This window comes from Enterobacter sp. PL_is514, from assembly GCF_055816715.1.
Genome location: NZ_JBVPGN010000036.1, coordinates 193,375 through 211,870 on the forward strand (window position 1 = coordinate 193,375; position 18,496 = coordinate 211,870).

The 18,496-nt window shown below is 57.8% G+C and carries 18 protein-coding genes; 11 read left to right on the forward strand and 7 right to left on the reverse strand.

The window, feature by feature from the left end; genetic code table 11:
• Window positions 1-3: 3 nt before the first annotated feature.
• From galT to modE, 4 genes are all read right to left on the reverse strand, one after another.
• On the reverse strand, window positions 4-1,050 hold the full coding sequence (galT, locus tag AC0TNG_RS21260) for a galactose-1-phosphate uridylyltransferase (RefSeq protein ID WP_061715735.1): 1,047 nt from the start codon (window positions 1,048-1,050) through the stop codon (window positions 4-6).
• Between the two features lie 9 nt (window positions 1,051-1,059).
• Window positions 1,060-2,076, reverse strand: coding sequence for a UDP-glucose 4-epimerase GalE (galE, locus tag AC0TNG_RS21265; RefSeq protein ID WP_048992115.1), 1,017 nt, complete (start codon window positions 2,074-2,076; stop codon window positions 1,060-1,062).
• 201 nt (window positions 2,077-2,277) lie between these two features.
• Window positions 2,278-3,750, reverse strand: coding sequence for a molybdate ABC transporter ATP-binding protein ModF (gene modF, locus AC0TNG_RS21270; RefSeq protein ID WP_473713070.1), 1,473 nt, complete (start codon window positions 3,748-3,750; stop codon window positions 2,278-2,280).
• 67 nt (window positions 3,751-3,817) lie between these two features.
• Window positions 3,818-4,606, reverse strand: a complete 789-nt coding sequence (modE, locus tag AC0TNG_RS21275) for a molybdenum-dependent transcriptional regulator (RefSeq protein WP_032649488.1) — start codon at window positions 4,604-4,606, stop codon at window positions 3,818-3,820.
• 127 nt (window positions 4,607-4,733) lie between these two features.
• Here modE and AC0TNG_RS21280 point away from each other — a divergent pair, with 127 nt between their 5' ends.
• From AC0TNG_RS21280 to modC, 4 genes are all read left to right on the forward strand, one after another.
• Window positions 4,734-4,883 carry an AcrZ family multidrug efflux pump-associated protein gene (locus AC0TNG_RS21280; RefSeq protein WP_008501118.1) on the forward strand — a complete coding sequence of 50 codons (150 nt, stop codon included), beginning with the start codon at window positions 4,734-4,736 and terminating at the stop codon, window positions 4,881-4,883.
• Between the two features lie 178 nt (window positions 4,884-5,061).
• Window positions 5,062-5,835: a molybdate ABC transporter substrate-binding protein gene (gene modA / locus AC0TNG_RS21285; protein ID WP_048992111.1), complete on the forward strand. Its 774-nt coding sequence runs from the start codon at window positions 5,062-5,064 to the stop codon at window positions 5,833-5,835.
• The gene (modB, locus tag AC0TNG_RS21290) at window positions 5,835-6,524 is read left to right on the forward strand and encodes a molybdate ABC transporter permease subunit (RefSeq protein ID WP_473713071.1); all 690 of its coding nucleotides are present in this window, start codon (window positions 5,835-5,837) and stop codon (window positions 6,522-6,524) included. Before modA ends, modB begins: the two co-directional genes overlap by 1 nt.
• A gap of 2 nt (window positions 6,525-6,526) precedes the next feature.
• Window positions 6,527-7,585, forward strand: coding sequence for a molybdenum ABC transporter ATP-binding protein ModC (gene modC, locus AC0TNG_RS21295; RefSeq protein WP_048992108.1), 1,059 nt, complete (start codon window positions 6,527-6,529; stop codon window positions 7,583-7,585).
• On the opposite strand, the gene AC0TNG_RS21300 is transcribed toward modC, so the two are convergent.
• Window positions 7,586-8,404: a pyridoxal phosphatase gene (locus tag AC0TNG_RS21300; RefSeq protein ID WP_048992107.1), complete on the reverse strand. Its 819-nt coding sequence runs from the start codon at window positions 8,402-8,404 to the stop codon at window positions 7,586-7,588.
• A gap of 140 nt (window positions 8,405-8,544) precedes the next feature.
• Here AC0TNG_RS21300 and pgl point away from each other — a divergent pair, with 140 nt between their 5' ends.
• Window positions 8,545-9,540, forward strand: coding sequence for a 6-phosphogluconolactonase (gene pgl, locus AC0TNG_RS21305; protein ID WP_048992106.1), 996 nt, complete (start codon window positions 8,545-8,547; stop codon window positions 9,538-9,540).
• 443 nt (window positions 9,541-9,983) lie between these two features.
• A complete protein-coding gene (gene tisB / locus AC0TNG_RS21310; protein ID WP_023332440.1) occupies window positions 9,984-10,073 on the forward strand; it encodes a type I toxin-antitoxin system toxin TisB in 90 nt (29 codons plus the stop codon).
• A 55-nt stretch (window positions 10,074-10,128) separates the two neighbouring features.
• On the opposite strand, the gene AC0TNG_RS21315 is transcribed toward tisB, so the two are convergent.
• Complete coding sequence (locus tag AC0TNG_RS21315; RefSeq protein ID WP_473713072.1) at window positions 10,129-11,412, reverse strand: putative acyl-CoA thioester hydrolase; 1,284 nt, start codon at window positions 11,410-11,412, stop codon at window positions 10,129-10,131.
• Window positions 11,413-11,636: 224 nt separating this feature from the next.
• On the opposite strand from AC0TNG_RS21315, the gene hutI reads away from it, so the two are divergent.
• The 5 genes from hutI to hutH all read left to right on the forward strand — a co-directional run bounded on the left by hutI (window position 11,637) and on the right by hutH (window position 17,881).
• Window positions 11,637-12,860 carry an imidazolonepropionase gene (gene hutI / locus AC0TNG_RS21320; protein WP_473713073.1) on the forward strand — a complete coding sequence of 408 codons (1,224 nt, stop codon included), beginning with the start codon at window positions 11,637-11,639 and terminating at the stop codon, window positions 12,858-12,860.
• The gene (gene hutG / locus AC0TNG_RS21325; protein ID WP_473702314.1) at window positions 12,857-13,795 is read left to right on the forward strand and encodes a formimidoylglutamase; all 939 of its coding nucleotides are present in this window, start codon (window positions 12,857-12,859) and stop codon (window positions 13,793-13,795) included. The genes hutI and hutG overlap by 4 nt, the downstream gene beginning before the upstream one ends.
• A 19-nt stretch (window positions 13,796-13,814) precedes the next feature.
• Window positions 13,815-14,549 (forward strand): histidine utilization repressor, encoded by a 735-nt coding sequence (locus AC0TNG_RS21330; RefSeq protein WP_024908773.1) that lies wholly within the window; start codon window positions 13,815-13,817, stop codon window positions 14,547-14,549.
• 126 nt (window positions 14,550-14,675) lie between these two features.
• Entirely contained in the window at window positions 14,676-16,364 is a 1,689-nt protein-coding gene (hutU, locus tag AC0TNG_RS21335) for a urocanate hydratase (protein ID WP_290094622.1), read from the forward strand.
• Window positions 16,361-17,881, forward strand: a complete 1,521-nt coding sequence (gene hutH, locus AC0TNG_RS21340) for a histidine ammonia-lyase (RefSeq protein ID WP_061715729.1) — start codon at window positions 16,361-16,363, stop codon at window positions 17,879-17,881. Before hutU ends, hutH begins: the two co-directional genes overlap by 4 nt.
• Before the next feature lie 103 nt (window positions 17,882-17,984).
• Here the strand turns inward: hutH and AC0TNG_RS21345 are convergent, their stop codons facing one another.
• A complete protein-coding gene (locus AC0TNG_RS21345) occupies window positions 17,985-18,461 on the reverse strand; it encodes a kinase inhibitor (RefSeq protein ID WP_024908770.1) in 477 nt (158 codons plus the stop codon).
• Between the last annotated feature and the right edge of the window lie 35 nt (window positions 18,462-18,496).

Consider the following 18,496-nt stretch of genomic DNA (forward strand, 5'->3'; position numbering starts at 1 on the left):
TTTTTAGACTCCTGATTCGCGATAGTGGACGTCGCTAACGGCACGCAGACGTTCTGCCGCCTGTTCCGCCGTCAGGTCACGCTGGGTTTCCGCCAGCATTTCATAGCCCACCATAAATTTACGCACCGTCGCAGAGCGCAGCAGCGGCGGATAGAAATGGGCGTGCAGCTGCCAGTGTAGATTCTCTTCGCCGTTAAACGGGGCGCCGTGCCAGCCCATGGAGTACGGGAAGGAGCACTGGAACAGGTTGTCGTAACGACTGGTCAGCTTTTTCAGCGCCAGAGCAAGGTCGTCACGCTGCGCGTCGCTGAGATCGGTGATGCGCTGTACGTGCGCTTTCGGCAGCAGCAGCGTTTCAAACGGCCAGGCTGCCCAGTAAGGCACGACGGCCAGCCAGTGTTCGGTTTCCACCACGGTGCGGCTGCCGTCGGCCAGCTCACGGCGGGTGTAATCGACCAGCATTGGGGAACCGTTTTCCGCGTAATACGCTTTTTGCAGACGGTCTTCACGCTCGGCTTCGTTAGGCAGGAAGCTGTTCGCCCAGACCTGACCGTGCGGATGTGGGTTAGAGCAGCCCATTGCCGCACCTTTGTTTTCGAACACCTGCACCCACGGGTAAGTTTGACCCAGCTCGGCGGTTTGCGCCTGCCAGGTGCTTACCACCTCTTTCAGCGCTTCCACGCTCAGCTCCGGCAGCGTTTTGCTGTGGTCGGGGGAGAAGCAGATCACGCGGCTGGTTCCGCGCGCGCTTTCGCAGCGCATCAGCGGGTCGTGGCTTTCCGGCGCGTCCGGGGTGTCGGTCATCAGGGCGGCAAAATCGTTGGTGAAGACGAAGGTGCCTTTGTAGTCCGGGTTTTTATCCCCGGTGACGCGCGTGTTGCCCGGACAGAGGAAGCAGTCCGGGTCGTGCTGTGGCAGCGTTTGTTTCGCAGGCGTTTCCTGCGCCCCCTGCCAGGGGCGCTTGGCGCGATGCGGAGAAACCAAAATCCATTGCCCGCTTAACGGGTTAAAACGACGATGCGGATGATCGACGGGATTAAATTGCGTCATGACGGATCCTTAGTCCGGATAGCCCTGCGGGTGGCGTGACTGCCAGTGCCAGGTATCCTGTGCCATTTCATCAAGCGTGCGCGTGACACGCCAGTTAAGCTCTTTGTCGGCTTTGGTGGCATCGGCCCAGTAAGCAGGCAGGTCGCCATCACGACGCGGTGCGAAGTGGTAGCTCACCGGCTTACCGCAGGCTTTGCTGAAGGCGTTAACCACGTCCAGCACGCTGCTGCCGACCCCGGCGCCGAGGTTGTAAATATGCACGCCCGGCTTGTTGGCCAGCTGCTGCATCGCCGCCACGTGGCCGTCGGCCAGATCCATGACGTGGATGTAGTCACGCACGCCGGTGCCGTCTTGGGTAGGGTAGTCATTGCCAAAAATCGCCAGCGAGTCGCGGCGACCCACGGCAACCTGCGCGATATACGGCATCAGGTTGTTCGGGATGCCCTGCGGATCTTCACCCATATCGCCGGACGGATGGGCGCCGACCGGGTTGAAGTAGCGCAGCAGCGCGATGCTCCACTCCGGCTGCGCTTTTTGCAGGTCGGTCAGGATCTGCTCCACCATCAGTTTGCTTTTGCCGTACGGGCTTTGCGGTGTCCCGGTTGGGAAGCTTTCAACGTAAGGGATTTTGGGCTGATCGCCGTAGACGGTAGCCGAAGAGCTAAAGATGAAGTTTTTGACGTTGGCCGCACGCATGGCGGAGATGAGACGCAGAGTACCGTTGACGTTGTTGTCGTAATACTCGAGCGGTTTCGCAACGGATTCACCGACCGCTTTCAGACCTGCGAAGTGGATCACCGCTTCGATGGCGTGGTCGTGAAGGATCTCGGTCATCAGCGCTTCGTTGCGGATGTCGCCTTCTACAAAAGTCGGTTGTTTACCGCCAAGACGTTCAATCACAGGCAGCACGCTGCGCTTACTGTTGCACAGGTTGTCGAGGATGATGACGTCGTGACCGTTTTGCAGCAGTTGCACGCAGGTATGACTACCTATGTAACCGCTACCACCTGTTACCAGAACTCGCATATTTCGCTCCATTGGGCTTATGGTATGTAATAACCATAGCATAACAGAGACGCGAAAAGTGTGACATGGGATAAAATAGTGGAATCGTTTACACTGTTTTTAAAGTCCGATTATCAGCCGCTGTGGGGCATTGTAGATCAACGGGATAGCAATGTCTTAGTGCAGGTTATCTGAAAAACGGAGGGCGGTGCCCTCCGGGAGTTAATCGATTTTGCTTTGCAGATAACGATACTGCTCACCGTCCGGAACAAACTCCAGCCGATGGGTGATGCAGGAGGGGGCATCTTCGGCATGGTGTGAAACGAAAAGCAGCTGCGTTTCACCTTCGCTAATCAGCACGTCCACAAAGCGGCGGATAAGCTGTCGGTTCAGCGGATCGAGTCCCTGCAGCGGTTCGTCGAGGATCAGCAGCGTAGGGTGTTTTACCAGCGCGCGAACGATCAGGGCCAGACGCTGCTGCCCCCACGACAGACTATGAAACGGCGCGTCAGCGACCCGGTTGTCCATGCCCAGGATATCCAGCCACTGCTGGGCCAGCTTGTGCTGTTTGTCCGACACCGCCTGATAAATGCCGATCGAGTCAAAATACCCGGAGAGGATCACGTTGCGTACCGTGGTACTAACCCGATAATCCAGATGCAGGCTGCTGCTGACATAGCCGATATGTTTTTTAATATCCCAGATGGTTTCGCCGCTGCCGCGACGCCGACCGAACAGCGTCAGATCGTTGCTATAGCCCTGCGGGTGATCGCCGGTGATCAGGCTCAGCAGCGTGGATTTCCCCGCGCCGTTGGGGCCGACAATCTGCCAGTGCTCGCCCGGATTGACCGTCCAGCTGAGGCGGTTAAGAATCGGGCGATCGTCATAAGCAACCATCCCGTCCCGCAGCACGATGCGCGGCTGGTGGGGGTCAAGCGCATGGCGGGCCGAAGGGGCGTCAGGTTCCGGAAGGGTAATACCATCGAGCTGTTCGCTGTGCGCGAGCTGGGCAATGAGCGCCTGCTTAAGCAGTGCGGTTTTTTCGCCGGTCTCGGTCAGGTTACAGTCGGCCAGGACGCCCGCGTGCTGGATAAAGTCCGGAATTTCATCGAAGCGGTTAAGTACCAGCACCAGGGTATATCCCTGCCGATTAAGCGACTCCAGCAGAGCAGCAAGCTGCGCACGGGACTGCACGTCAAGACCGTCGAACGGTTCGTCCAGAATAAGAAGGTCAGGCTCGCTCATCAGCGCCTGACAAAGCAGCGTTTTCCGCGTCTCGCCGGTCGAAAGGTATTTAAAGCGCCGGTTCAGCAGGGCGGTGATACCGAACCGTTCTGCCAGGCGCTGACAGCGGGCGGGGTCTTTCACCTCATCCTGAATAATTTCTGCCGTCGTACGGCCGGTATCGTCTTCGCCAGGGCTGAGTAAATCGGTGTTGTTGCGCTGCCACTCGTCGCTGACCAGCTTTTGCAGTTGTTCAAACGACAGGCGCGTCAGGCGCGTAAAGGTGCTCTGGTATTCGCCCTTGAGGAGGTTGAGCTCGCCCGCCAGCGCGCGGGCCAGCGCAGATTTACCGCTGCCGTTAGTGCCGACAAACGCCCAGCTTTCACCTGCGCGTATCGTCAAATCAGCAATCGTCAGCGTTCGGGTATCGCTAAGACGAAACGTGCCTTGCGAAATATGCAATGATGACATGATTTATCCCTGTTTTTGCAGCAATAGATATCAGGGATACGCACTGTCGGCGCGATTGTCAATGTGCTCAGCACAATGTGGCGATAATCACCCGATCTGCGTTGAACCAGGCGGTGACGACAGTACCTTCTTCTAAACCGTCCGCCTCGCTAAGCGGTATTGTCGCGCAAAGCCGTTGCCCGTCTGCCAGGGTCATCAGCACTTCGCACTGCGCCTGGCCGCGTTCGATATGGCTAATTGCGCCCTGCAGCTGGTTATCTGCTGCCTTTGCGGTGTCGGGATCGCGCGTGATATTGACCCACGGTGCTTTCAGCAGCACCAGCACCTCTTTCCCTTCGTCCAGCTCAAGGCGCTCTGCACTCTGCGCCGTTATGGCGGCTTTCAGACGGGTAGTGCCATCGGCAAGCAGGATTTCAATATGCTGCTGTACCTGCAGATTATCGCGCGCCGTCACCGTGCCAAACCACTGGTTGCGGGCGCTGGTTTGTAATGAGAAGCGGGAAATGGCGGCCAGCAAACTGTCCAGCGGAACGTCGTCGTCGTCGCTCAACACATCAAACGCTTTTTGCTGGATTCGGGCCAGCAGATCGTAAAGCTGAATAAGGCGCTGACCGTAACGTGTCACGATTGCACCGCCGCCGCCTTTGCCGCCCGTGGCTCTGTCTACCAGCGGCTGTTCGCTCAGGGTGTTCATCTCGTTGATGGCGTCCCAGGCGCTTTTATAGCTGATGCCCGCGTTTTTCGCCCCCTGGCTAATCGAGCCTGTTTGTTCTATTTGTTTAAGCAGGGCGATACGTCGCGGATCGGCGAAAAGCTTTTGCTGAAGTCGGAGTGTGAGAAGAATTTCGGCCTGCATAACAGTGTCCTGGAAAAAAGAGTATTGTGACCCAAATGGTGCAGGGCGCAAAGGGTACCGCACAAAAGGGGATGTTTTTCTCACTTGAAAGGGTAGAATAAGCTATTCACAATATCTGGAGAAAACCATGTTAGAGTTGTTGAAAAGTCTGGTATTCGCCGTGATCATGGTACCAGTAGTGATGGCCATCATCCTCGGTGCCATCTACGGCCTGGGTGAAGTGTTCAACGTCTTTTCGAACATTGGTCACAGAGACCAGGCTAAAAAGCAGCATTGATTCCCCACAAAACGCCCGGCTTGTCCGGGCGTTTTGCTCTCAAGATTTTCCCGTTTTCGCCGATAATATTTAACGTATCACACCGGTTTACCTCTTCAGCGGTACGATTTAACGCTGGGATCTCCCTGACGTTACCGTTATATTAATATGTATATAACGCTACTCACAGGAGTTAAAAATGGCACGTACCTGGGTACGCCTTTTCGCAGGGGCAACGCTGACGCTTTCACTTACCGGCCACGCGCTGGCGGACGACGGTAAAATCACGGTCTTTGCGGCGGCGTCGCTGACCAACGCGCTGCAGGATATCGCGGCGACGTATAAAAAAGAGAAAAACGTCGAGGTGGTCTCTTCTTTTGCCTCTTCCTCGACGCTGGCGCGCCAGATAGAAGCGGGCGCACCGGCGGATCTGTTCATCTCTGCCGATCAGAAGTGGATGGATTACGCGGTGGAGAAGAAAGCGATTGATGCGGCAACCCGCGAAACGCTGCTGGGGAATAGCCTGGTTGTCGTGGCGCCAAAAGCCAGCGCCCAGGCGGACATTACCATCAACAAAGAGACCAACTGGACGAGCCTGCTGAACGGTGGCCGTCTGGCGGTGGGCGATCCGGAGCACGTTCCGGCCGGTATTTATGCCAAAGAGGCGCTGCAAAAGCTGGGTGCATGGGAGACATTGTCGCCGAAGCTGGCTCCGGCGGAAGATGTACGCGGTGCGCTGGCGCTGGTGGAACGCAACGAAGCCCCGCTGGGCATTGTGTATGGCTCTGATGCCGTTGCCAGTAAAGGTGTAAAAGTGGTCGCAACGTTCCCGGAAGACTCCCACAAGAAAGTGGAATATCCTGTTGCGATTGTTGATGGACATAAAAATGCGACCGTGACGGCCTTCCGCGATTACCTGAAGGGGCCGGAAGCGTCCGCAATCTTTAAACGTTACGGATTTACGACTCACTGATGATATTGACCGATCCTGAATGGCAGGCTGTTCTGCTGAGCCTTAAAGTCTCTTCCCTGGCGGTTGCGCTGAGTTTGCCCTTTGGGATCTTCTTTGCCTGGTTACTGGTTCGCTGTCAGTTTCCCGGCAAAACGCTGCTCGACAGCGTGCTTCATCTTCCGCTCGTTTTGCCGCCCGTGGTGGTCGGTTACCTGCTGCTGATTTCGATGGGGCGGCGCGGTTTTATCGGCGAGAAGCTCTACGACTGGTTTGGGCTGACGTTTGCGTTTAGCTGGCGCGGTGCGGTACTGGCGGCGGCGGTAATGTCATTTCCGCTGATGGTGAGGGCGATACGCCTCGCGCTGGAAGGCGTGGACATGAAGCTCGAACAGGCGGCCCGCACGCTGGGGGCAGGCCGCTGGCACGTCTTTTTCACCATCACGCTTCCCCTGACGTTACCCGGCATTATTGTTGGCACGGTGCTGGCCTTCGCCCGCTCGCTGGGCGAGTTTGGCGCGACCATCACGTTTGTGTCGAACATCCCCGGCGAGACGCGAACCATCCCGTCGGCGATGTATACCCTGATTCAAACGCCGGGTGGTGAAGGCGCGGCGGCGCGGCTGTGTATTATTTCAATTGTGCTGGCGCTGGCATCGCTAATGGTGTCTGAATGGCTGGCGCGCCTCAGCCGCGAGCGAATGGGGAAATAAGCATGCTGGAACTCCATTTCACCCAGACGCTGGGAAACCATACCCTGACGCTTAACGAGACGCTGCCGGCAAGCGGCATCACCGCCATCTTTGGCGTGTCAGGGGCGGGAAAAACGTCGCTGATTAATGCCATCAGCGGTCTGACCCGCCCGCAGTCAGGCCGTATTGTCCTGAATGACCGCGTCCTGAATGACGTGGAGAATAAGGTTTACCTCTCGCCGGATAAGCGCCGCATCGGCTATGTTTTCCAGGACGCGCGCCTATTCCCGCACTACAGCGTGCGCGGCAATTTGCGTTACGGCATGGCGAAAAGCATGGCTTCGCAGTTTGAGAAGCTGGTAACGCTTCTAGGCATTGAACCTCTGCTCGACAGGCTGCCTTCCTCGCTTTCCGGCGGAGAAAAGCAGCGCGTGGCCATTGGCCGCGCGTTGCTGACCGCACCCGAACTGCTGCTGCTCGACGAACCGCTGGCCTCGCTGGATATTCCGCGTAAACGTGAACTTCTGCCTTATCTACAGCGCCTGACGCGGGAAATTAATATTCCGATGCTCTACGTCAGCCATTCGCTGGATGAGATCCTGCATCTCGCCGACAAGGTGCTGGTGCTGGAAGAGGGCCGCGTCAAGGCCTTCGGCAACCTGGAAGAGGTGTGGGGCAGCAGCGTAATGCACCCGTGGTTACCCCGGGAACAGCAGAGCAGCATCCTGAAAGTGAGCGTGCTGGAACACCACCCGCACTATGCGATGACCGCCCTGGCTCTGGGTGACCAGCATCTTTGGGTCAATAAGATTGATAAACCGTTACAGTCCGTACTGCGAATTCGCATTCAGGCGTCGGACGTCTCGCTGGTGCTGCAACCGCCGCTGCAAACCAGTATTCGAAATATTCTGCGCGCCAAAGTCGCGGAGTGTTTTGATGATAACGGGCAGGTGGAAGTGAAGCTTGAAGTGGGAAGCAGAACGCTCTGGGCGCGCATCAGCCCGTGGGCCAGGGATGAGTTAGGGATCAAACCCGGCCTGTGGCTTTACGCGCAAATCAAGAGTGTCTCGATCACCGCCTGATTACAGCAGGTGGGTATAAATGTACTGCGCGATGCTGTCGGTGGTGTTGTCGCCGATCACCACGTTAGCACGCGCTTTGACCGCGTCGTCGGCATTGCCCATCGCCACGCCGGTACCGGCGGCTTCCAGCATGCTGATGTCGTTGTAGTTGTCACCGAAGGCGATCACGTCCTGCATTGACCCGCCCTGCGATTCCACGTACTGCGTCAGCCGTTTGCCTTTGCTGTTGCCTTTGCGGGCAATATCCACCTGATCGTGCCAGGACCATTCGCACTCCAGACCCAGCGTCTGTTCCACGTGTTTTGCGAAGGCATTCAGTTTGGTGGTGTCTTCATCCGTCAGGGCGAATTTCCAGATAGCCTCAACGTCCTGGGCCGCCTGACGCAGGGAGGAAACCTGGGTAAAGACCGGACGCTGCGCTTCAGGCAGGGACAACGCCCAGTTGCTGGTGCGCACCACATGGCCGGTAGGGCGCTCATACACCATCGCATTATCTACGTACATCAGACCGTGAACGGCATGCTCATCCAGCAGATCAATCAGTTGCAGCGCCTGGGGAACCGGCAGCGGGTCGGATGCTAAAACCTTTTTTGCCTGATAATCATACAAATAGGTGCCATTACAACAAATTGCAGGTGTATCTAACGCCAGTGCCTGATAAAAAGGGTGAATTGCAACGTGATGTCGACCCGTTACGATAAGGAGTTGATATCCCGCTTCCTGTGCGCGTTTAAGCGCTTCCAGAGAAGAGGGAAGAAGGGTTTTTTGCGGCGTCAGTAAGGTACCGTCTAAATCCAGAGCAATCACACGCGAGGTCATCTGTTTTCCCGGGTTAATATTGAATTTACGTTTTGATGGGATGGTACACCGAGAGGCGAATGCTTCAAAACTCCTGTCGACAATTCAGCATTCACCGTCAAAAGTTAACTACTTTCATGCGCAGTGAGGAGTGAATATTCATGAAACAAACCGTTTATACCGCCAGTCCTGAAAGCCAGCAGATCCACGTCTGGCGTTTAAATACCGAAGGGACACTCACGCTGGTGCAGGTTGTTGATGTGCCAGGCCAGGTGCAACCGATGGTCATCAGCCCGGATAAACGTTTCTTGTACGTGGGTGTGCGCCCGGAGTTCCGCGTGCTGGCCTATCGCATTTCTCCGGACGATGGCGCGCTGACGTACACTGCCGAAGCCCCGCTGCCGGGCAGCCCAACCCATATCTCTACCGATCGTAAAGGCAATTTTGTCTTCAGCGGCTCTTATAACGCGGGCTGCGTCAGCGTAACGCGTCTGGAAAATGGCATTCCGGTCGAAACCGTGGATGTGGTGGAAGGGCTTGAAGGCTGCCACTCGGCGAATATCACGCCGGATAACCGCACGCTGTGGGTGCCTGCGCTGAAGCAGGATCGTATCTGCCTGTTCACCCTGAGCGACGATGGTCACCTGGTGGCGCAGAATCCTGCCGAAGTGACTACCGTTGAAGGCGCGGGTCCGCGCCATATGGTCTTCCATCCGAACCAGCAATACGCCTACGTGGTTAATGAACTGAACAGCTCAGTGGACGTCTGGGAGCTGAAAGATCCTAACGGCCAGATTGAGTGCGTGCAGACGCTGGACATGATGCCGCCTGACTTCTCCGACACCCGCTGGGCGGCGGATATCCACATTACGCCAGATGGCCGCCATCTGTACGCCTGTGACCGTACCTCCAGCCTGATTACCGTGTTTAGCGTTTCTGAAGACGGCAGCGTGCTGGCGGTTGAAGGCTTCCAGCCAACGGAAACCCAGCCGCGCGGCTTTAATATCGATCACAGCGGTAAATACCTGATTGCAGCGGGGCAGAAATCCCACCACATCGCGCTGTATGAAATTAAAGGCGAGCAGGGTCTGCTGGAAGAGAAAGGACGTTACGCCGTCGGACAGGGGCCAATGTGGGTCGTGGTTAACGCTCACTAAGCGGCTTAAAACAAAAAACCTCGCGAACGCGAGGTTTTTTTATGCCCGGTGGTTGCCGGGTGAGCACATCAAAACGTAACCAACATGGTCATCATAATGTCGACTCAAGGTGAAGTAAACGCATCGTCAACGAAGGACAAAGAACACAGAATGATTATCGGTTGTTATTTTTAAAATAATCAGTTGTTTAGAGGCGTTTTCTTTATAAATTCCTAAACTGACCTTATCTGTTTTTATGTACAGTAGTGATTTGATATCATTCTGTCCGTTGGCTTGATGTGTTGCAGTTCCGCAATTCAGGATCCGTATTCAGTCCTGGCTGTCGGGTGGTGCCGACAGTGCCTAAACTGCGGAGCACATCAAAACATAACCAACACACCTCTGGTGACAGGCCGCGGAAAGGTAAATCAGGGGAGAAGTGCTCTATACCAAAGGAGTGGCGTATGAGCGGTGTGGAATGGGCAATTCTGTTCCTGCAACTCATGGTTGCGATTATGCAACTATTGGATGCGTATCTTAAGTTTGGAGCCTGACGCATTCAGTCGCAGTAAAAAGGGGGATTAAACTCCCCCTTTTACTCTCATCTTATTACTGCTTCGGCTCAGCAACCACTTTGCTACCCAGACCGCGGTTGTTGTATTCCCACATGCGGTTGAAGTTAGCGTCGTTCAGGTTGCGCTGCACGTTCCCTTTATCATCCATCGCACCGGTATTGCCGGAGAACGGACGTTTGGAGATTGCTGCATCAGCCCACGGCTTCGCCATGTTGAAGCCTTCGTTGATCACGCTGTCGCGGATCACGACCTGGCCGTTAGTGGCAGAGTCCACGTCCAGGGAACGTCCCAGCTGCGCCACGCCGTCACCGGCAGCATTAAAGCGGCTGTTCACGGCCAGGAAGCCGTAGAAGAGGTTAGACTGGGTTGCCGGAGCAAACACGTAACCTTCCTGCTGAGTACGTGAGTTCACCACGCGGAAATCGGTGTTATCAAACACCACCGCGCCGCGACCGGACACCAGATCCACGTCACCTTCAACGTAGCTGTTGGTCACCAGGGTACGGGTCAGGCGGTTATTCTGCAGGGCGTTCTGCACGCCGCTGTTGGTCACGAAGAAGGTGTTCTGACGGCCCAGAATGTTGACGTTGTTAATCTGCACCTGGTCACCATCGCTACGCAGCGCAACGGCCTGGTGGTTACCGGCATCAACGCTGTCGCCCAGGGTATTCTGGATGGTCAGGTTCTGCAGCTGCAGACCGTTATTCTGAGACCAGAACACCGCTGAGCACATCACGCCAATGGTGGCGGAACGCTTACTCTGGCAGTTATCAAACATGTACCACGCCGGTTTACCCGGCATATATTTACCGGCCGGGTTCACCAGGTGACGCCAGGTGTTGCTGTCGATTTCGGAATCAATCGCCAGGCCAATTTTTACGTTGATAGCTTTTTCGCCCAGACCGTAAAGCGTAATGCTGCCTGGTGCGGCCGGAACATACACGGTGCCTTCATATTCACCTGGCAGGATCGCGATGTACTGGCGAGACGCGCTGTGTTTAGTGATGGCAGCATCAACCGCAGCCTGAATAGAGGTATGCGTTACGCCCTGCGCACCCGCCGGGCCTACCACGAAGTCAGGCTGTTTAGGCAGGTTAATAGACGACGGTGTCCACGGTGCAGCGTTAGGATCCATCGCTGAGAAGTAGTGCGCACGATCGAAGTTCTTCGCTTCATCAGCGGACAAAATCGGGCGGGAGGCGGTACCGGGCGCAACCTGCTCAGAAGGTCGCTGATCCGGTGGGGTTGAACTGCATGCGGATAAGGTCACGCCAAAGGCGAGTGCTAACGCCAGACGGGAAATCCTGGAAATGTTCAAGGTGAAGCTCCTGGGTATGCAAGTCTTTACGGGATAGACGAAATAGCCTGCTTTTTTATACTAAGTTGAGCGAAACGGGAAGATAAAAAGGGTAAAAGTTGCATTTTTAGCCCCGAAGCCGCAGGTAAGTGATCACAAATAAATAACATTTTCCACAAAGTCGGTTGACAGCAAGCAACAGATGAAAATAAATGTCTATACAACCTATGACAAGTGGAATGCCCATGCAGCAGATTCATCCCGACGATGTAATATGGCGAAATGCGCGACTGGCTACGATGGTGCCGGACGTCTCTGCGCCCTATGGACTGAAAGAGCAACATGCCCTGGTCGTGCGCGGCCACACCCTTCTGGCCGTGATCCCTGAATCTGACATTCCTGCCGGACACCCTCACTGTGTCGATCTCCAGGGGCGTCTGGTCACGCCTGGCCTGATTGACTGCCATACCCACCTGGTGTTTGGCGGCGATCGCGCGGCGGAGTGGGAGCAGCGTCTGAACGGCGTCTCTTATCAAGCCATCAGCGCCCAGGGGGGCGGGATTAACGCGACCGTGACGGCGACGCGCAGCAGCTCACCCGAAACCCTGCTTAAGCTGGCGCAGCAGCGGCTTCAGCGACTGATGAATGAAGGCGTCACTACGGTTGAAATCAAGTCGGGATACGGTCTAAACCCCGAGGCCGAAGAGAAGATGCTGCAGGTTGCCCGCCAGCTGAGCCTCAATAATCCGATCGATATCAGCCCTACGCTGCTGGCGGCCCATGCGGTTCCGCCGGAATACCGACAGGATCCAGATGCGTATCTCACGCTGGTCTGTGAGCAGATATTGCCCACGCTGTGGCAAAAAGAGTTATATGAAGCAGTAGATGTGTTCTGCGAAAACGTTGGCTTTACCCCGTCGCAAACCGAGCGCCTCTTTCAGGCGGCAACCGCGCTCGGCATCCCGGTGAAAGGACATGTCGAACAGCTGTCGAATCAGGGCGGTGCGGCGCTGGTTAGCCGGTATAAGGGACGCTCCGCCGATCATATCGAATATCTTGACGACGCAGGCGTTCAGGCGATGGCGGAAAGCGGCACGGTTGCGGTCCTGTTGCCGGGGGCGTTCTATTTTCTGCAGGAGCGCCAGCGTCCGCCGGTTGAACAGCTCAGAAAACAGGGTGTGCCGATGGCGGTCGCCACCGACTACAACCCCGGCACCAGCCCGTTTGCCAGCCTGCACCTGGCGATGAACATGGCCTGCGTCCAGTTCGGCCTGACGCCGGAAGAGGCCTGGGCTGGCGTGACGCGACACGCGGCGCAGGCGCTGGGGCGTGGTGCAACCCACGGACAGCTGCGGGCCGGGTTTGTCGCCGATTTTATCGTCTGGGATGCTCATCATCCGGTTGAGATGGTCTACGAGCCGGGACGCAATCCGCTGTATCAACGTATTTTCCGTGGGGAGGCAGTATGAGGTTATGGCGGTCCGTAGCCGAAACGGTCTGGCAGGGGCGCGACGACAGCGCCGAGGCCAGCAATGCGACGCGCATTTTCCAGACGATAAAGCAGCAGGGGCAGTTCACGCCGCTTTCATCCGGCATCGCGCTGATAGGCTTTGAATGTGATGCAGGGGTAAAACGCAATCAGGGCAGGCCCGGCGCCGTGCAGGCGCCTGATATGCTGCGAAAGGCGCTGGCGAATATGGCAAGCCATCAGGGACACGATCGGCTGGCGGATATGGGCTCGGTTTACGTTGAAGGCGACGAGCTGGAAGCGGCACAGCAGGCGTTAAGCGATGCCGTTACGGCCTGTCAGCAGTCCGGGATGCGTACGCTGGTCTTTGGCGGTGGGCACGAAACCGCCTGGGCACACGGTCGGGGCGTGCTGGACGCGTTCCCCAACGAGCGCGTGGCGGTGATCAATCTTGATGCGCATCTTGACCTGCGCAAGGCCGACCGGGCGACGTCCGGCACCCCGTTTCGCCAGCTGGCGCACTATTGCGATGAGCGCGGGCGGGCATTTCAGTACGCCTGCTTTGGCGTGAGCCGGGCGGCCAACACGCAGGCTCTGTGGGATGAGGCCGAACGCCTGAACGTCACGCTGGTGGAAGATCTCCATTTCAGGCGCGATGCGCTATCTGCGCTGGAAAAAGTGCTGGCGCAGGCTGACCGTATCTATCTGACGATCGATCTGGACGTCCTGCCCGCCAGTGAAATGCCTGCCGTTTCCGCTCCGGCTGCGTTAGGCATACCGGCGCTGGATCTTCTGCCGGTTATCGAACAAATCTGCCGTAGCGGTAAGCTACAGGCCGCCGATCTGGTAGAGTTTAACCCGCAGTACGATCGGGACGGACAGGGCGCAAAGCTTGCCGCCCGTCTGGCCTGGCAAATTGCTCACTGGTGGGCATAATATTATTCAAGGAGTTACGATGTTTTCACGCTCACCTCTGCCGCAGTCGAGCCCTCCCGCGCCTTTCTACGAAAAGGTGAAGCAGGCGATCAGCGAAAAAATCGCCACCGGCGTCTGGCGGCCGCACGATCGCATTCCCTCGGAGGCCGAGCTGGTGGCGCAGTTCGGTTTTAGCCGGATGACCGTCAACCGGGCGCTGCGCGAGCTGACCGACGAAGGGCTTCTGGTGCGCCTGCAGGGCGTGGGGACATTTGTGGCGGAACCGAAAGGGCAATCCGCCCTGTTTGAAATCCGCAGTATTGCCGATGAGATAACCTCGCGTAATCACCAGCACCGCTGTGAGGTGCTGGTGCTCGAAGAGACCCAGGCCAGCGCCGAGCAGGCGGTAGAGCTGAATGTCAAAGAAGGTAGCCGGATCTTCCACTCGGTTATGGTGCATTTTGAGAACGACATTCCGGTGCAGATTGAAGATCGCTGCGTGAACGCTGAACGGATACCGGACTATCTGAACCAGGATTACACCCAGACGACGCCGCACGCCTATCTCTCGCTCGTCGCACCGCTGACGGAAGGGGAGCACATTGTGGAGGCCGTGCGCGCCACGCCGCAGGAGTGCGAGCGGCTGCGCATTAAAGAGCACGATCCGTGCCTGCTGATTCGCCGTCGGACCTGGTCCTCGTCGCACATTGTGTCGCATGCCCGACTGCTTTTCCCGGGGAACCGTTACCGGCTGCAGGGCCACTTTATGTCATAAGTTTTAAAAGCGTGATAGCTAACGCAATATAACAAAATTGTATCTTTTTTGTTAAAACTGACCTTGTGTGTGCTTGTCTATACAAGTATATCTAAATGCATCACTGTCCCGTATGAGGAGCACACAATGTCGTCAGGTAAATACCGCCAGCAGGATGTCCGCGCCGCGCGCGGCACCACCCTTACCGCCAAAAGCTGGCTCACCGAAGCCCCGCTGCGCATGTTGATGAACAACCTCGATCCTGAGGTGGCGGAGAACCCCCACGAGCTGGTGGTCTACGGCGGCATAGGCCGCGCCGCGCGCAACTGGGAATGCTATGACGCAATTGTAAAATCCCTGACCGAACTCGAACACGACGAAACCCTGCTGGTGCAGTCCGGCAAGCCGGTGGGCGTGTTCAAAACGCACAAAAACGCGCCGCGCGTGCTGATCGCCAACTCTAACCTCGTGCCGCACTGGGCCACCTGGGAACACTTCAACGAACTGGACGCGAAAGGGCTGGCGATGTATGGCCAGATGACCGCGGGTAGCTGGATCTACATCGGCAGTCAGGGGATTGTGCAGGGCACCTACGAAACCTTCGTGGAAGCCGGTCGCCAGCACTATAACGGCTCGCTCAAAGGCCGCTGGGTACTGACCGCGGGTCTCGGTGGGATGGGGGGCGCGCAGCCGCTGGCCGCCACGCTTGCCGGCGCGTGCTCGCTGAACATTGAGTGCCAGCAGAGCCGCATTGATTTCCGCCTGCGTACCCGTTACGTCGACGAACAGGCAACCGATCTGGACGATGCGCTGGCGCGCATCAAAAAATACACGTCTGAAGGCAAAGCGGTGTCGATTGCCTTGTGCGGCAACGCGGCAGACATTCTCCCGCAGCTCGTCGCCCGCGGCGTACGCCCGGATCTGGTTACCGACCAGACCAGCGCCCATGACCCGCTGCACGGTTACCTGCCAAAAGGCTGGACGTGGGAAGACTATCAGCAAAAAGCGGAAACCGATCCGGAAGGCACGGTGCTTGCCGCGAAACGCTCCATGGCGGAACACGTCTCCGCCATGCTGGCCTTCAGCCAGATGGGCATTCCGACCTTTGATTACGGCAACAACATTCGCCAGATGGCGAAAGAGATGGGCGTGAATAACGCCTTCGACTTCCCGGGCTTCGTGCCTGCTTATATCCGCCCGCTGTTCTGCCGCGGTATCGGTCCGTTCCGCTGGGTTGCCCTGTCCGGTGACCCGGAGGATATCTACAAAACCGACGCCAAAGTGAAGGAGATCGTCGCCGATGACGAACACCTGCACCGCTGGCTGGACATGGCCCGCCAGCGCATTAACTTCCAGGGGCTGCCGGCGCGTATCTGCTGGGTAGGGCTGGAGTGGCGGCAAAAACTCGGTCTGGCCTTCAACGAAATGGTGCGCAGCGGTGAAGTCTCCGCGCCGATCGTCATTGGCCGCGACCACCTGGACTCCGGCTCCGTCGCCAGCCCGAACCGCGAAACCGAAGCCATGCGCGACGGCTCGGATGCGGTCTCCGACTGGCCGCTGCTGAACGCTCTGCTGAATACCGCCAGCGGCGCGACCTGGGTATCGCTGCACCACGGCGGCGGCGTGGGGATGGGCTTCTCCCAGCATTCCGGGATGGTCATCGTCTGCGACGGAACCGATGAAGCCGCCGCGCGTATCGCTCGCGTACTCCACAACGACCCGGCAACCGGCGTGATGCGTCACGCGGATGCGGGTTATGAGATTGCCATTGACTGTGCCAAAGAGCAGGGCCTTAACCTGCCGATGATCCCTGCCACACAAGGAAAGCATGAATGAACGCATTAACACTCACTCCCGGCTCGCTGACGCTCAAACAGCTGCGTAACGTCTGGCGTAAACCGGTCACCCTTTCGCTTGATGAAAGCGCGCACGCGGCCATTAATGACAGCGTTGCCTGTGTGGAAGCCATTGTGGCCGAAGGGCGCACGGCTTACGGGATTAATACCGGCTTTGGGCTGCTGGCGCAGACCCGCATCGCGACGCACGATCTGGAAAACCTGCAGCGTTCGCTGGTGCTGTCGCATGCGGCGGGCGTCGGCCAGCCGCTTGACGATGAGATTGTCCGTCTGATGATGGTGCTCAAAATCAACAGCCTGGCGCGCGGTTTCTCCGGCATCCGCCTGAGCGTGATCCAGGCGCTGATGGCGCTGGTTAATGCGGAGGTCTATCCGTGGATCCCGGCGAAGGGTTCCGTCGGGGCCTCCGGCGATCTCGCACCGCTGGCGCACATGTCGCTGCTGCTGCTGGGTGAAGGCAAAGCGCGCTGGCAGGGGGAGTGGCTTCCGGCGAAAGAGGCGCTGAAAAAAGCCGGCTTAACGCCGATCACGCTGGCGGCGAAAGAGGGGCTGGCGCTGCTGAACGGCACCCAGGCGTCGACCGCCTTCGCGCTGCGCGGCCTGTTTGAAGCGGAAGATCTGTTTGCCTCGGCGGTGGTGTGCGGTGCGCTGACTACCGAAGCGGTGCTGGGCTCGCGTCGCCCGTTCGATGCCCGCATCCACGAGGTGCGCGGTCAGCGCGGGCAGATCGATGCTGCCGCGATGTACCGTCACGTGCTTACCGACACCAGCGAGATCGCGGATTCACACCACAACTGTGAGAAGGTACAGGATCCTTATTCCCTGCGCTGCCAGCCGCAGGTGATGGGCGCGTGCCTGACGCAGCTGCGCCAGGCGGCGGAGGTGCTGCTGGTGGAGGCCAACGCGGTGTCCGATAACCCGCTGGTGTTCGCCCAGGAAAACGAGGTGGTCTCCGGCGGTAACTTCCACGCCGAGCCTGTGGCAATGGCGGCGGATAATATCGCCCTGGCGATTGCCGAAGTCGGCGCGTTGTCCGAGCGCCGTATCGCGCTGATGATGGATAAACATATGTCCCAGCTGCCACCGTTCCTGGTGCGTAACGGCGGGGTCAACTCGGGCTTTATGATTGCTCAGGTGACGGCCGCAGCGCTGGCAAGCGAGAACAAAGCCCTGTCGCACCCGCACAGCGTGGACAGCCTGCCAACGTCTGCAAACCAGGAAGATCACGTTTCGATGGCACCGGCTGCTGGGCGTCGTCTCTGGGAAATGGCCTCCAACACCCGCGGCGTGCTGGCGGTGGAATGGCTGGCGGCAAGTCAGGGTATCGATCTGCGTGAAGGGCTAAAATCCAGTCCGCTGCTGGAGCAGGCGCGTCATGCGCTGCGCGAGCATGTATCGCATTACGATGACGACCGCTTCTTTGCGCCGGATATTGATAAGGCGATGCAGCTTCTGGAAGAGGGGCGGCTGGTGGGGCTGTTACCTTCGGTGCTGTGATTTTTCCCCTCACCCTAACCCTCTCCCAAAGGGAGAGGGAATTGCCAGGTTTTCTCCCTCTCCCTGTGGGAGAGGGCCGGGGTGAGGGCATCAGCCCGCACTATTACGAATACATCGCCGTAATCGACGCGCTGCCAAGCGTATGGAAATGCACGTTAAACCCGACCATCGCGCCGCTCGCCCCTTCATCGACCTCAATCTTCTCCACATCCAGCGCGTGCACCGTGAAGATATAGCGGTGGGTTTCCCCTTTTGGCGGCGCCGCGCCGCCGTAGCCCGCTTTACCGAAGTCAGTGCGCGTCTGAATGGCACCTTCAGGCAGGGCAACCAGGTCTGAACCGGAACCCTGCGGCAGGACGCGCGTGTCGGCAGGCAGGTTCGCCACAATCCAGTGCCACCAGCCGGAGCCAGTAGGCGCATCCGGGTCGTAGCAGGTCACGACAAAGCTTTTGGTGCCTGCCGGAACCTCATCCCATGCCAGGTGTGGGGAGATATTGTCTCCCTGATACCCCATGCCGTTGAAAACGTGACGCTCCGGCAGTTTTTCGCCGTCGCGCAGATCTTTGCTGATGATTTTCATACGGTTTACCCTCGTTGATCGCTCGTTCAGCAAGT